The following is a 13544-nucleotide window of genomic DNA, read 5'->3' on the forward strand; positions in this document are numbered from 1 at the left end:
CTCAGACGAGGGCGGGTTCGGGGTGGGCCGACTCGTGCGGGGGCGAGGGTGGGCGGCCGAGCGCCGGGTCGGCCGCGCCCCGGGCGGCGTGCCGGGCGAGCAGCACCCAGTTGGTGACGGCGAGGGTGCCGAGCAGCAGGCTGAACCCGATCAGCGAGGTGAGCATCACCGGCGCGCCGACCGGTGAGACGGCCTGCTCGGTGGGGAGCAGCCCGTACGCCACCCAGGGCTGGCGGCCCACCTCCCGGGCGATCCAGCCGAGGATCACCGCGACGAACGGCAGCGGCAGGGCGAGCAGGATCAGCCAGAGTGGGAAGCGCAGCCGGATGATCCAGTCGCGGAAGAGCAGGGGGAGCAGGAACCACACGCAGCCGAGGGTGAAGCCGATCAGGATCATGAAGCCCAGCCCGACGTTGGCCAGCACCGGCGGCGTGTAGTCGCCAGGGCCGAAGCGGGTGGTCCACTCGGCGATCAACGCCTGGCCCTCCGGGCCCTGGCCGAACTTCGTGGGCTGCACCGCACCGACCGGGCCGAACTGGGCGAAGCCGAAGCCCTGCACCATGGTGATCGCGAACGCCGAGGTGACCACGCCGATGCGCAGCGAGGTGCGGAATAGCGCGAAGTCGGGAGTGCGCCGGATCAGGTGCCAGGCGCTGACCGCCGCCATCAGCATGCCGCCGACCAGCAACGCGGCCGAGACCACGTGCCCGAACGCCATGCCGAGGCTGGGGTTGGTGAGCAGCGCGCCGAAGTCGGTGAGGTGGGCGATGCCGTCGCGTACCTCGTAGCCGACCGGGTTCTGCAGCCACGAGTTGGCCACCATGATCCAGAAAGCCGAGGCGTACGCGGTGATCGCCACGCCCCAGAGCAGCGCGAGGTGGACGCCTTTGCCGAGCCGGTGCCAGCCGAAGATCCACATCCCGAGGAACGTGGATTCGAGGAAGAACGCCACAAGGGTCTCGATGGCCAGTGGCGCCCCGAAGACGTTGCCGACGTAGCGCGACAGACCACTCCAGTTCAACCCGAACTGGAACTCCATCACGATGCCGGTGGCGATGCCGAGCACGTAGTTGATCACGTAGAGCTGACCCCAGTAGCGGGTCAGCCGCTCCCACTTCGGGTTGCCGGTGAGCACCCAGGCGGTCTGCATCGCGACCAGCAGGGTGACCAGCCCGAGCGTGACGACCACGAAGAGGAAGTGGATCGAGGTGGTGGTGGCGAACTGCAGGCGGGCGAGGAGCAGGGTGTCCATGGCCGGCTCTCCGTAGTGTTGGCTCCCTTGTCGTAGCCACCCTACACGTAGCTTCGCTACATGTCTGTCTACTACGGCGTGTCGTAGATAAGTCTACGACACGCCGTAGTAGTTGTGGGGCGGGAAGATCGCGCTCGATCCGAGCGAGCGCGATCTTGAGATCAGCAGGCGGGCGCGAGGTCGCGGCGTTGCTGCGCGGGGGGCAGCGCGCCGGGCTGGGGCCAGGCGACCCCGCGTGGGGGCACTCGGGTCAGTTCAGGACAGGAACAGGGTGATCGGGAGGGCGACCAGCGTGCTGGCCACCGCCAGGGCGGTGGCGCCGAGCACCCGGGGCGGGCGGTCGCTGACCAGCAGGCGCTGCACCCGTACGTCGAGATCCCGGTCGCCCACACCCAGCGCCCCGGCCGGGGTGACCCGGTGACCGGCCGCGGCGAACCGGCGTAGCGCTCCCGCCAGCGGCGCATCCGCATGCAGCTCACGGGCCTTGTCGTCGGCGCGCATCTCGACCAGCAGGGCGACCCGCTCGTGGGCGTCGCGGACCCAGCCGAACCAGGGCAACGCCCGGCACAGCGCGGTGAACGGCAACAGCACCAGATCGTGCCGCTCGTGGGCGTGTGCGCGCTCGTGGCTCAGCACAGCAGCCAGCTCGGCGCGGTCCAGCAGACTCAGGGTGCCGGCGCTGACGACGACCTGCGGCCGTACGCCGGGCAGGCAGTACGCGGCAGCGCTCGGATGGTCCAGCACGAGCGCGCCGGGCGCGGCCGGGTCGTCCCGGGCCACCAGCGAGAGCAGGTCCCGATGGCGGCGCTGGGCGCGTACGGTGCCGTGGATGCTGCGCACGGTCGTGGTGACCAGGACCGCGCCGATGCCGAAACCGACCCCGACGCCAGCGAGGTGGAAGGTGCCCAGCCCGACCGGCAGCGTGCCGTGGGCGAGGTCGTCGGCCAGGGCGAGCAGTGCGCTCCCGGTCGGCAGGCCGTACCCGCTCAGCCCGAGCGCCATGGGCAGGCCCATCGCCGAGAGCCCCAGCGCCAACCCGACGGCCTGCCAGCAAATGATCGCCACCCGGGGGCTGCGCCACGTCCAGGTGGAGCGGGCCAGCACCTGGGCCGTCAGATAGCAGGCCAGCATGGTCGCGGCGAAGTGCACGGCGTAGGCCACGGCGTGCGCCCTACCGCTCCGCTGCCTCGCCGGCGGGCCGTCGGCCCGTCGGCCCGTCCACGCGGTCGGTCAACTCGGTGCCGTCGTCGGGGGAACCCGACCCGGTCAGGCCGGCCTCGCTCCCGAGCGCCGCCCGCAGGACCTCGGCCTCGGTGCCGGTCACCGAGCGGGCGAACCGCACCAGCGCGGCGTCCCGGCTGCCCCCCAGGTCGAGGGCGTCGAGCATGAGCTGGGCGATGTGCGCCTCACGGCTGGCCGCCGGCCGGTACCGCCAGGCCCGGCCCTCGCGCTCCCGCTGCACCATGCCCTTGCCGGCGAGTCGGTCGAGCACTGTCATCACCGTCGTGTACGCCAACTCGCGGCCGTCGAGCGCGTCGGCCACCTCGCGCACGGTCACACCATCCGACGTGCCGGGGACCACGTCCCACAACACGTCCATCACCGCACGCTCAAGATCGCCCAGCCGAGTCACGCACCAATCCTACCCTCGGTAGTAGATCCGTGAGCTGACCCCTCCCGACGGGCCCGGCCCACGTCAGGTTTTCCGGGAGGAGCTCGCCCACGCAGGGATCAAGCCTGACCGCCCGGAGTGGGCGGGCTCCCCCCGGAAAACCAAAGAGGCCGAGGACAGACGATCACACCCCCTTGGGGTGCCACACCGTCTTGGTCTCCAGGAGCGCGGTCATCGGAGCCAGGCCTGGGTCGGCGGACCAGTCATGGTCGGCCGGGGCCGGCCGGAGCACCCGCTTGAGGTTCTCCGCCGCCTTGACCTCCAACTCGGTGGCGAGCGAACCGTCGGTCACCCCGGTCAGGTCGAGCGCGTTGACGTCCATGTGCGCGGCCAACGCCGGCGCGGTCTCGGTGATCGCGCCGGTGAGGATGTTGACCACCCCGCCGGGCAGGTCGGAGGTGGCCAGCACCTCGGCCAGCGTCACCGCGGCCAACGGTTCGGTCGGGGAGGCGGCCACGACCACCGTGTTGCCGGTGACGATCGCCGGGGCGATCACGCTGACCAGGCCGAGCAGCGCCGGGCGTTCCGGGGCGACCACCGCGACCACGCCGGTCGGCTCGGGCGCGGAAATGTTGAAGTAGGGGCCGGCGACCGGATTGGCGCCGCCGTACACCTGGGCGAGCTTGTCGGCCCAGCCGGCGTACCAGACCCAGCGGTCGACCGCCGCGTCCACCTCGTCGCCGGGGATGCCCAGGGCGACGAACTGCTCGCGGCGGCCCTCCAGCATCTCGGCGACGCGGTAGAGGATCTGACCCCGGTTGTACGCGGTCGCGCCGGCCCAGCCCTTCACGGCGGCGCGGGCGGCGACCACCGCGTCCCGGGCGTCCTTGCGGGAGGCCAGTGACACATTCGAGGACTGCACGAGATACGACCGTCCCGACTCGCTGCGCGGGAACTTCCCGCCGATGAAGAGCTTGTACGTCTTGCGTACCGCGACCCGCTCAGACATTGAGGTAGCCCTCCAGCCCGTGCCGGCCGCCCTCGCGACCGTAACCCGACTCCTTGTAGCCACCGAACGGCGAGGTGGGGTCGAACTTGTTGAACGTGTTGGCCCAGACGACGCCGGCGCGCAGCCGGTCGGCCATCCACAGGATCCGGGAGCCCTTGTCGGTCCAGATTCCCGCCGACAGCCCGTACGGCGTGTTGTTGGCCTTCTCGACGGCCTCGGCCGGGGTGCGGAACGTGAGCACCGACAACACCGGACCGAAGATCTCCTCGCGGGCGATCCGGTGGGCCTGGGTGACGCCGGTGAAGATGGTGGGCGCGAACCAGAAGCCGCGGTCGGGCAGCTCGCACGGCGGTGACCAGCGCTCGGCGCCCTCGGCGGAGCCGGCGTCGGACAGCTCGCGGATCCGCTCCAACTGGGCAGCGGAGTTGATCGCGCCGACGTCGGTGTTCTTGTCCAGCGGGTCGCCGACGCGCAGTTGGGCCATCCGCCGCTTCAGCGACTCCAGCACCCGGTCGGCCACGTTCTCCTGGACCAGCAGGCGGGAGCCCGCGCAGCAGACGTGCCCCTGGTTGAAGAAGATGCCGTTGACGATGCCCTCGACGGCCTGGTCGATGGGCGCGTCGTCGAAGACGATGTTGGCGGCCTTGCCGCCCAACTCCAGGGTGAGCTTCTTGCGGGTGCCGGCGACGGATCGGGCGATGGCCCGACCGACGTCGGTGGAGCCGGTGAAGGCCACCTTGTCGACACCGGGGTGCTCGACCAGGGCGCGGCCGGTGTCACCGGCGCCGGTGAGGATGTTGACCACGCCGGCCGGCAGGTCGGCCTGCTGGCAGATCTCGGCGAAGAGCAGCGCTGTCAGCGGGGTGGTCTCGGCGGGCTTCAACACCACGGTGTTGCCCGCGGCGAGCGCCGGGGCGATCTTCCACGCGAGCATGAGCAGCGGGAAGTTCCACGGGATGACCTGCGCGGCAACGCCGATCGGCTGCGGGTTCGGGCCGAAACCGGCGTGGCCCAGCTTGTCGGCCCACCCGGCGTAGTAGAAGAAGTGCGCGGCGACCAGCGGCAGGTCGACGTCCCGGGACTCCCGGATCGGCTTGCCGTTGTCCAGGGACTCCAGCACGGCCAGCTCGCGGGAGCGCTCCTGAATGAGGCGGGCGATCCGGTACAGGTACTTCGCCCGGTCCCGGCCCGGCATCGGACCCCACACCTTGTCGTACGCCTTACGGGCGGCACGCACCGCGCGCTCCACGTCCGGCGCGCCGGCCTCGGCTACCTCGGCCAGCACCTCCTCGGAGGCAGGGTTGATCGACTTGAAGCTGCCGCCGTCGGTCGGGTCGACGAACGTGCCGTCGATGAACAGCCCGTACGAGGGTTTGAGGTCCACCACCGAGCGGGACTCGGGGGCGGGGGCGTATTCGAACATCGGCTATCAGTCCAGGGTGAAGTAGTCGGGACCGGAGTAGGTGCCGGTCGTCAGCTTGGTGCGCTGCATCAGCAGGTCGTTGAGCAGGCTGGACGCGCCGAAGCGGAACCAGTCCGGGTCGAGCCAGTCCGGGCCGACGGTCTCGTTGACCATCACCAGGTACTTGATGGCGTCCTTGGTGGTCTTGATGCCACCGGCGGGCTTCACGCCCACCTGCCGCCCGGTCGCCGCCCGGAAGTCGCGGACCGCTTCCAACATGACCAGGGTCACCGGCAGGGTCGCCGCGACCGGGACCTTGCCGGTGGAGGTCTTGATGAAGTCGCCGCCGGCCAGCATGGCCAACCAGGAGGCCCGCCGGACGTTGTCGTACGTGGCCAGTTCGCCGGTCTCCAGGATGACCTTGAGGTGGGCGTCCCCGCAGGCTTCCTTGGTGGCCACGATCTCGTCGTAGACCTCCTTGTACCGCCCGGCCAGGAAGGCACCCCGGTTGATCACCATGTCGATCTCGTCGGCGCCGGCCGCGACTGCGGCCCGGGTGTCGGCGAGCTTGATCTCCAACGGTGCCTGGCCCGACGGGAAGGCGGTGGCGACGCTGGCCAGGTGCACGTTGCTGCCGCGCAGCACCTCGGCGACGTACGGGACCATCGCCGGGTAGACGCAGACCGCCCCGACGTGCGGGCAGGACGGGTCGGCCGGGTCGGGGCGCAGCGCCTTCGCGGCCAGCGCGCGCACCTTGCCCGGGGTGTCCGCCCCTTCCAGGGTGGTCAGGTCGACCATCCGGATCGCCAGGTCGATCGCCTGGGCCTTGGCGGTGGTCTTGATGGATCGGGTGCCGAGCTGTGCCGCCCGCTGCTCCGCGCCGACCTGGTCCACGCCGGGCAGGCCGTGGAGGAAGGTCCGCAGAGCGGTCTCGGATCGTCCCAGCTCGGAGAGCTCCGACCGGGCCGACGTCGTTGTCGCCGTCATGCCCCGAAGTCTACGCACCGAAGAGACGAGTGATCTTGGTCACGACGGCTCCGGCGTGAGCGGCGTCGCTGGTCCGAGCGCACCGGCACCGCCGCGTCGGACGGACCGGTAGGTTGAGCGATCGTGGATGTACACGTCATTGACCACCCGCTGGCCCAGTCCAGGTTGACTGCCATGCGGGACGCGCGCACCGATTCCTCGACGTTCCGGGCCGCGCTGCACGAACTGACCACCATGCTGGTGTACGAGGCGGCGCGCTCCTTCCCCGTCGAGCGGTACCCGGTGCAGACGCCGGTCACCGGCACCGAGGGCACCCGGCTGGCCAACCCGCCGCTGCTGGTCCCGGTGCTGCGGGCCGGCCTCGGCATGGCGGACGCCGCACTCGGCCTGCTCCCCGAGTCGTCGATGGGCTTCGTCGGTCTGGCCCGCGACGAGGAGACCTACGAACCGCGCGCGTACATGGAGTCGTTGCCCCGGGACCTGGCCGGGCTGCCGGTGCTGGTGCTCGATCCGATGCTGGCGACCGGTGGCTCGCTGGAGCACTCCTGCCGGCTGCTGGCCGACCGCGGCTGCACCGACATCACAGTGCTCTGCGTGCTCGCCGCCCCGGTCGGCATCGAGCGGCTGGAACGCTCCGGTCTGCCGATCCGCCTGGTCACGGCCTCGATCGACGAGGGGCTCAACGACAGCATGTTCATCGTCCCCGGGCTCGGGGACGCCGGGGACCGGCAGTTCGGCGGCATGCCCCGGTTCTGAGGGCTCCACCCGGTCGGTGCCGGGTCCGGCGGGTCCGCACGCGGTGGTGCGCGGACCCGCTACCGTCTGCGGCCATGACTGGTGTTGCGCTCGCCGAGGAGTTGCTGCTCCTCGCCTACGACGACTCGACCGGCAAGGCGACCATGCCGCGGATCAGCCTGGACCTCGGCATGGCCGCCGCGGTGCTGGTGGAGCTGGCCATCGCCGGCCGGATCGCGTACGCCGACGGGTCGTTGACCGTGGTCGACCCGACACCCACCGGCGAGCCGGTCGCCGACGAGGTGCTGGGCCGGATCGCGGCCGACACCCCGCACACCCCGGCCTCGTGGGTGCAGCGCCTGCGCCACGGGCTGCGCGACAAGATCCTCGGTGATCTGTGCGCCCAGGGTGTCGTCCGCGACGTCGACGAGACCGAGCTGGGCTTCATCCACGTGCACCGCTATCCGGTGGTGGACGCCTCCGTCGAGGCGGAGACCCGCCAGCGGCTGACCGAGGCCCTGACCGGCGCGGCGGCCCCGGACGAGCGGACCGCCGCGCTGGCCACCCTGGTCGTGGTGCTCCGGATGGAGACCGCGCTGGGCGTGAGTGGCGAGGAGGTCGCCACCGCTCGCCGACGGCTGGAGGAGATCGCCACCGGCGCGGGCTTCTCCGGTCAGGTGAGCAGCGACGACTCGGTGGTCCGCCCGTCGGTCGGCCTGGTCGTCGCCGCCCTGGCCGGAGCTGTCGACGCGGCGCTGGGCAAGCGCGCCTGACCATCGGCCTGCACCGTCGGCCAACCCACACCCCCTGGCCGTCCTTTGCTCTGCACCCGTGGGCGCACCACCCGGGCGGACCGCCGCATGGCGCATCCGCGGGTGCAGAGCAAGAGCGGCGCATCCGCGGGTGCAGAGCAAAGGCGGCGTGGCGGGTGGGTGGGGGTCCGCGGGGTCAGATGCCGAGAGCGGCACCGACCTCGGCGCGCAGCCGCGTGATCGCCGCGCCGGCTCGGCTCCGGGCGGCGGCGACGTCACCGCCGGCAACCGGTTCCACCACCTCGAGGTACGCCTTGAGCTTCGGCTCGGTCCCGGACGGGCGGATCACCACCCGGGCCGACGCGGTGCGCAGGATCACCACGTCCGACTCGGGCAGCAGGTCCCGGACGCTGTCCACCGGCTGCCCGAGCAGGGCGGTCGGCGTGGCCGCGCGGATCCGGGCCATCGCGTCGGTGATCACCCGCAGGTCGTCCACCCGGACGGAGAGCTGGTCGGTGTGGTGCACGCCGAACTCGGCGGCCAACTCGTCGAGCCGGTCGGTCAGGGTGCGGCCCTGTGCCTTGAGGCCGGCGGCCAGCTCGGCCACTGTCAGTGCCGCCGTGATGCCGTCCTTGTCCCGCACGTGCCCCGGTGCGACGCAGTAGCCGAGCGCCTCCTCGTAGCCGAAGACCAGAGGCGCGCTCCCGCCGCCGGCCCGCACGATCCACTTGAAGCCGGTAAGCGTCTCGTCGTAGGGCAGACCCCGGGCCGCGCACATCGCCCGCAGCAGCGACGACGACACGATGGTGGTCGCGTAGAGCCCGGTCACCCCCCGGCGCATCAGGTGGTCGGCGAGCAGCACGCCCACCTCGTCGCCGCGCAGCATCCGCCAGCCGTCGCGCTCTTCGCGGACCACCACCGCGCACCTGTCCGCGTCCGGGTCGTTGGCGATGGCGAGGTCGGCGCCGGTGGCGTCGGCCAGCGCGACGAGCCGGTCCACCGCGCCCGGCTCCTCCGGGTTGGGGAACGACACGGTGGGGAACGCCGGATCCGGTTCGGCCTGGTCGGGGACCACGCCGGGCACCGGGAAACCGGCGCGGGCGAAGGCGGCGGTGAGCACCGCCGCGCCCACCCCGTGCAGAGGGGTGTACGCCACCGACAGGTCCCGTGGCCCGTCCGGGTCGATCACCGCGGTGGCCCGCTCGACGTACGAGGCGACCAGGTCGTCACCGAGCACCTGCCCGGGTTGACCCAGTGGCACCTGGGTCAGCGGGCCGACCGAACGGATGGCCGCCTCGATGCCGGCGTCGGCGGGCGGCACGATCTGTGCGCCGGCGCCCAGTTCACCGCCCAGCTCCGCGCCGAGGTAGACCTTGTAGCCATTGTCCTGGGGCGGGTTGTGGCTGGCCGTGACCATGACACCGGCGACTCCGCCGAGCTGGCGCACCGCGTACGCCAGCACCGGGGTGGGCAGCGGGCGGGGAAGCAGCAGCGCCGGCCGGCCAGCACCAGTGGCCACCTGGGCGGTGCGCTCGGCGAACTGCTTGGAGCCGTGCCGAGCGTCGTACCCGATCACCAGGGGGCCGGTGCCGCCCTGGGCGGCGAGCCAACCGACCAGGCCGGCTGCGGCCTGGGTGACCACGGCGAGGTTCATGCCGTTCGGGCCGGCCCGTAGCGGGCCACGGAGGCCCGCGGTGCCGAAGGTCAGCGGGCCAGCGAACCGGTCGGCCAGCTCCGGTGCGCTCGCCGGCAGGCCGTCGAGCACCGCCGTCAGCTCGTCCCGGCTGGCCGGGTCGGGGTCGTCAGCCAGCCAGCGCCGGGCTTGCTCGCGAATGTCGTCGATGTCAGTGGTGTCCGCCGCCATGCCCCTTGATAGCACGGCGGCGGATCACCGCTGCGGGTTCCCTCCGGCTCAGCCGTCCCCGGTGAGCTGGAACGTCCGCACCATCTCGTCGAAGATCGGCTTGCTCTCCGCGAACTTGGCGTCCGTGGCGGTGAGGTAGAAGGAGTACGCCTTACCGCCCTCCGCCACACCACGCCAGACACCGTGCCGCATGGCGTCGCCCTCGCCGCACGTGTACTCGAATTCGGCGGCCGCCTTGCTGGCCAGCTCGGTCTCGGTGGCGCTGATCTGCTGGTACGGCTTGACGCAGGTGGTCGACTTGGACTTGAGGCCGTTCTCGGCCGTCTCCGCCCACCGGGTGGAGCTGCTGGACCACTTCTCGGTGATGATGCGCACCTTGCGGCCGCTGTCCTCCGGGTCGATGTAGTCGGTGTAGGAACCGCCGGTGGCCTTCTTCCAGCCCTTCGGCACCATGACCTGGATGCCCCGGGCGGCGTGTTCCTGCATCTCGACAGTGGGAGCCGCCGGCGCGGACGGGGTGGGCTGCGCCGCCGGGGTGTTCGGCGGGGCGTCGTCGCCACCGGAGAGCGCCACAGCTGTGATCAGCAGCACCACGACCAGGCCACCGGCAGCGGCGAGCTGCACCTTTCGCGGCCAGCCCTTGACCGTGCTGACGAGCTGACCACCCGCGGCGCGGACCTTGTCCAGAGCGCCGCCGCCCGAAGCGCTGCCGCCCGAGGCGGGTGCGGCGGCCCAGGGCTGGCCGGTGCCCGGCACCGACCACTGGTTGCCGCCGCCGTAGGTGCCCCCGATGCGTTGGGTGGCCTCCGGCGCGCCGCCGTAGCCGACCTGCTGGGTGGCGTCGGCCGGAGTGCCGTAGGTGACCCGCTGGGTGGCGTCCGGGTGCGCGCCGGCGTCCACGCGCTGGGTGGCGTCCGCGTTGCCGCCGTAGGCGCGTCCGGCGGTCGACCGGCCGGGTGGGGGCATCGCCCCGGTGGGTGTGTGCAGCGGACCGGCCAGCGCGTCGGCGCTGGTCTCGTCGAGCCCGGTGGCGTCGGCCGCGCCGGCGGGCGCTGGGCGCTCGCCCCGGTTCAGCGCCGCCAGCCGGTCGGTCAACGACTCACCGGGGGCCAGCATGGCGGGGCCACCGATCTGGTTGTCCGGCTTCGGCTCCGCCGGAGGCGGCGGCAGGACGGGCACGGGGCGCTGCTGGACCGGCACCACGGCGTACGGGTCGGTGACCGAGTGCACGGCGGTCGCGGTGCTGCCCAGTGGGCCAGCGAGCAGCTCGCGCAGCATGGCCCGGGAGGTGTGCACGTCCAGTCGCCGGGCCGGGTCCTTCTCCAGCAGACCCATCAGCACGCGGGTCAGCGCCCCACTGCGCTGCGGCGGCGCGGGCGGGTCCTCGACCACGGCGTGCATGGTCTCGATCGGGTCGCCCTTGTCGAACGGGGGCCGACCCTCGACTGCGGTGTAGAGCGTCACACCCAGCGAGAAAAGATCGCTCGGTGGGCCGAACTCCTGGCCCATGGCGCGCTCGGGCGAGATGAAGTGCGGTGAGCCGAGCACCATGCCGGGGGTGGTGAGCTGCACGTCGGTGGGCATCCGGGCGACGCCGAAGTCGGTCAGCACGCAGCGCCCGTCGGTGCAGATCAGCACGTTGGCGGGCTTCACGTCGCGGTGCAGCACACCGATCGCGTGCGCGACCTCCAACGCGCCGAGCAACGCGATGCCGATCTTGGCGACGGCGCGGGGCGCGACCGGCCCGTCCTCGATCACCATGTCGGCGAGGCTGCGGGCGTCCAGCAGCTCCATCACGATCCACGGCCGGCCAGCCTCGGTGACCACGTCGTACACCTGAACCACCGCGGGGTGCTGGATCGCGGCGGCGGCGCGGGCCTCGCGCAGGGTGCGTTCGTACATGGCGTCGCGGTCGCTGGGGGCCAGCCCTGGAGGTAGGACGACCTCCTTGACCGCCACGTCACGGCGCAGCAGCGTGTCTGTGGCGCGCCACACCGTGCCCATGCCGCCGTTGCCCACCGAGGACCGCAGCGAGTACCGGCCACCAATGGTGGTGCCGGGCGCCGCTCGTCCGTTGGCGGGACTGACTGGTCCGCCGCTCCACGTCGGGATCTGAGTCACAGAAAAGCCACCGGGGGAAATCGAGGGGGGCTGGGACACAACCCCCCTATCTTGCTGGTTCCGACGCCCGATGCGAAAGCCGACGCGGCGGACGTTTATCGAAGTCGACAGAACGTGCCTTGTCGTTCACCTCGTGTCGACCGGTCGGGACGCACTGTGCGGTATCCCTCACCCGACGGCGTGGCCAGGCGTCCTACCATCCGGGGATGAGTGAACGGCGGTCAAGCGAGTCCGGTTTCCCGATCAACGGCGTCTACACGGAGGCCGACCTTCCGGAGGACCTGGACTCCCGGCTGGGCGGCCCCGGCGAGTTCCCGTACACCCGGGGGGTCTACCCCACGATGTACACCTCCCGTCCGTGGACCATGCGCCAGTATGCCGGCTTCGGCACCGCCACCGAGTCCAACGCGCGGTACCACCAACTGTTGCGGGCCGGCACGATGGGCCTCTCGGTCGCCTTCGACCTGCCGACCCAGATGGGCTACGACTCCGACGAGCCGATCGCGCACGGCGAGGTAGGCAAGGTGGGCGTCGCCATCGACTCCATCGAGGACATGCGGCTGCTCTTCGCCGACATCCCGCTGGACAAGGTCTCCACCTCGATGACGATCAACGCACCCGGTTCGGTGCTGCTGCTGCTCTACCAGCTCGTCGCCGAGGAGAACGGGGTGCCCGGCGCGGCGCTCAACGGCACGATCCAGAACGACATCCTCAAGGAGTACATCGCCCGGGGGACGTACATCTTCCCGCCGAAGCCGTCGCTGCGCCTGGTGGCCGACACGTTCGCGTACTGCCGCAAGGAGGTGCCGAAGTGGAACACCATCTCCATCTCCGGCTACCACATGGCCGAGGCCGGCGCGACGCCCGCGCAGGAGATCGCGTTCACCCTGGCCAACGGCGTGGAGTACGTGCGCGCGGCGCTGGCCGCCGGGCTCGCCGTGGACGACTTCGCCCCCCGGCTGTCGTTCTTCTTCGTGGCCCGCACCACGTTGCTCGAGGAGGTGGCGAAGTTCCGCGCAGCCCGGAAGATCTGGGCCCGGCTGATGCGCGACGACTTCGGCGCCAAGGACCCGAAGTCGATGATGCTGCGGTTCCACACCCAGACCGCCGGCGTGCAGCTCACCGCGCAGCAGCCGGAGGTGAACCTGGTCCGGGTGGCGGTACAGGGGCTGGGTGCGGTGCTCGGCGGCACCCAGTCGCTGCACACCAACAGCTTCGACGAGGCCATCGCGCTGCCCACCGAGAAGGCGGCCCGGCTCGCGCTGCGCACCCAGCAGGTGCTGGCGTACGAGACGGACCTCACCGCCACCGTCGACCCGTTCGCCGGCTCGTACGTGGTGGAGGCGATGACCGCCGAGATCGAGGCCGCCGCCGTCGAGTTGATGGAGCGGGTGGCCGACCACGGTTCCGCGGTGGACGCGATCGAGGCCGGGTTCCAGAAGCGGGAGATCGAGCAGTCCGCGTACCGGATCGCCCAGGAGATCGACTCGGGTGAGCGGGTGGTGGTCGGGCTCAACCGGTTCACCGTGGACGAGGAGGAGCCGTACGAGCCGCTGCGGGTCGACCCGGCGATCGAGGCGGCCCAGGCCGAACGGCTGGCGCGGCTGCGCGCCGAGCGGGACGGCGACGCGGTGGCGCGGGCGCTGGCCGATCTGCGGGCCGCCGCCGACGGCACGGACAACGTGCTGTACCCGATGAAGGCGGCGCTGCGGGCGCGGGCCACCGTGGGCGAGGTCTGTGGGACGTTGCGTGAGGCGTGGGGGCTGTACCGGCCGACCGACCGCTTCTGACCCACCCCTGACCGCTGAGC

11 protein-coding genes are annotated in these 13544 nt (G+C 71.8%); 3 read left to right on the forward strand and 8 right to left on the reverse strand.

Annotation, left to right across the window (positions count from 1 at the left end):
- Nucleotide 1 precedes the first annotated feature (1 nt).
- The 6 genes from FHU34_RS31555 to deoC form a co-directional block, all read right to left on the reverse strand.
- A complete protein-coding gene (locus tag FHU34_RS31555) occupies nucleotides 2–1252 on the reverse strand; it encodes a cytochrome ubiquinol oxidase subunit I (RefSeq protein ID WP_145786260.1) in 1251 nt (416 codons plus the stop codon).
- Between the two features lie 255 nt (nucleotides 1253–1507).
- Nucleotides 1508–2413 carry a M56 family metallopeptidase gene (locus FHU34_RS31560; protein WP_145786261.1) on the reverse strand — a complete coding sequence of 302 codons (906 nt, stop codon included), beginning with the start codon at nucleotides 2411–2413 and terminating at the stop codon, nucleotides 1508–1510.
- A 10-nt stretch (nucleotides 2414–2423) separates the two neighbouring features.
- Complete coding sequence (locus FHU34_RS31565; RefSeq protein ID WP_145786262.1) at nucleotides 2424–2885, reverse strand: BlaI/MecI/CopY family transcriptional regulator; 462 nt, start codon at nucleotides 2883–2885, stop codon at nucleotides 2424–2426.
- Between the two features lie 163 nt (nucleotides 2886–3048).
- Nucleotides 3049–3873: an aldehyde dehydrogenase family protein gene (locus FHU34_RS31570; RefSeq protein WP_145786263.1), complete on the reverse strand. Its 825-nt coding sequence runs from the start codon at nucleotides 3871–3873 to the stop codon at nucleotides 3049–3051.
- The gene (locus FHU34_RS31575) at nucleotides 3866–5296 is read right to left on the reverse strand and encodes an aldehyde dehydrogenase family protein (protein WP_145786264.1); all 1431 of its coding nucleotides are present in this window, start codon (nucleotides 5294–5296) and stop codon (nucleotides 3866–3868) included. The genes FHU34_RS31570 and FHU34_RS31575 overlap by 8 nt, the downstream gene beginning before the upstream one ends.
- Before the next feature lie 6 nt (nucleotides 5297–5302).
- Nucleotides 5303–6262, reverse strand: coding sequence for a deoxyribose-phosphate aldolase (gene deoC / locus FHU34_RS31580; RefSeq protein WP_145786265.1), 960 nt, complete (start codon nucleotides 6260–6262; stop codon nucleotides 5303–5305).
- A gap of 123 nt (nucleotides 6263–6385) precedes the next feature.
- On the opposite strand from deoC, the gene upp reads away from it, so the two are divergent.
- Both upp and FHU34_RS31590 read left to right on the forward strand, forming a co-directional pair.
- On the forward strand, nucleotides 6386–7018 hold the full coding sequence (gene upp, locus FHU34_RS31585; protein WP_145786266.1) for a uracil phosphoribosyltransferase: 633 nt from the start codon (nucleotides 6386–6388) through the stop codon (nucleotides 7016–7018).
- A 74-nt stretch (nucleotides 7019–7092) separates the two neighbouring features.
- Nucleotides 7093–7770: a GOLPH3/VPS74 family protein gene (locus tag FHU34_RS31590; RefSeq protein WP_145786267.1), complete on the forward strand. Its 678-nt coding sequence runs from the start codon at nucleotides 7093–7095 to the stop codon at nucleotides 7768–7770.
- A gap of 175 nt (nucleotides 7771–7945) precedes the next feature.
- Here the strand turns inward: FHU34_RS31590 and FHU34_RS31595 are convergent, their stop codons facing one another.
- The gene (locus FHU34_RS31595; protein ID WP_145786268.1) at nucleotides 7946–9613 is read right to left on the reverse strand and encodes a phospho-sugar mutase; all 1668 of its coding nucleotides are present in this window, start codon (nucleotides 9611–9613) and stop codon (nucleotides 7946–7948) included.
- Between the two features lie 48 nt (nucleotides 9614–9661).
- The gene (locus FHU34_RS31600; protein ID WP_145786269.1) at nucleotides 9662–11734 is read right to left on the reverse strand and encodes a serine/threonine-protein kinase; all 2073 of its coding nucleotides are present in this window, start codon (nucleotides 11732–11734) and stop codon (nucleotides 9662–9664) included.
- 206 nt (nucleotides 11735–11940) lie between these two features.
- Here FHU34_RS31600 and FHU34_RS31605 point away from each other — a divergent pair, with 206 nt between their 5' ends.
- Nucleotides 11941–13524, forward strand: a complete 1584-nt coding sequence (locus FHU34_RS31605; protein WP_145786270.1) for an acyl-CoA mutase large subunit family protein — start codon at nucleotides 11941–11943, stop codon at nucleotides 13522–13524.
- The last annotated feature ends 20 nt before the right edge of the window (nucleotides 13525–13544 follow it).

It is taken from the genome of Micromonospora taraxaci (assembly GCF_007830095.1).
Lineage (GTDB): Bacteria > Actinomycetota > Actinomycetes > Mycobacteriales > Micromonosporaceae > Micromonospora > Micromonospora taraxaci.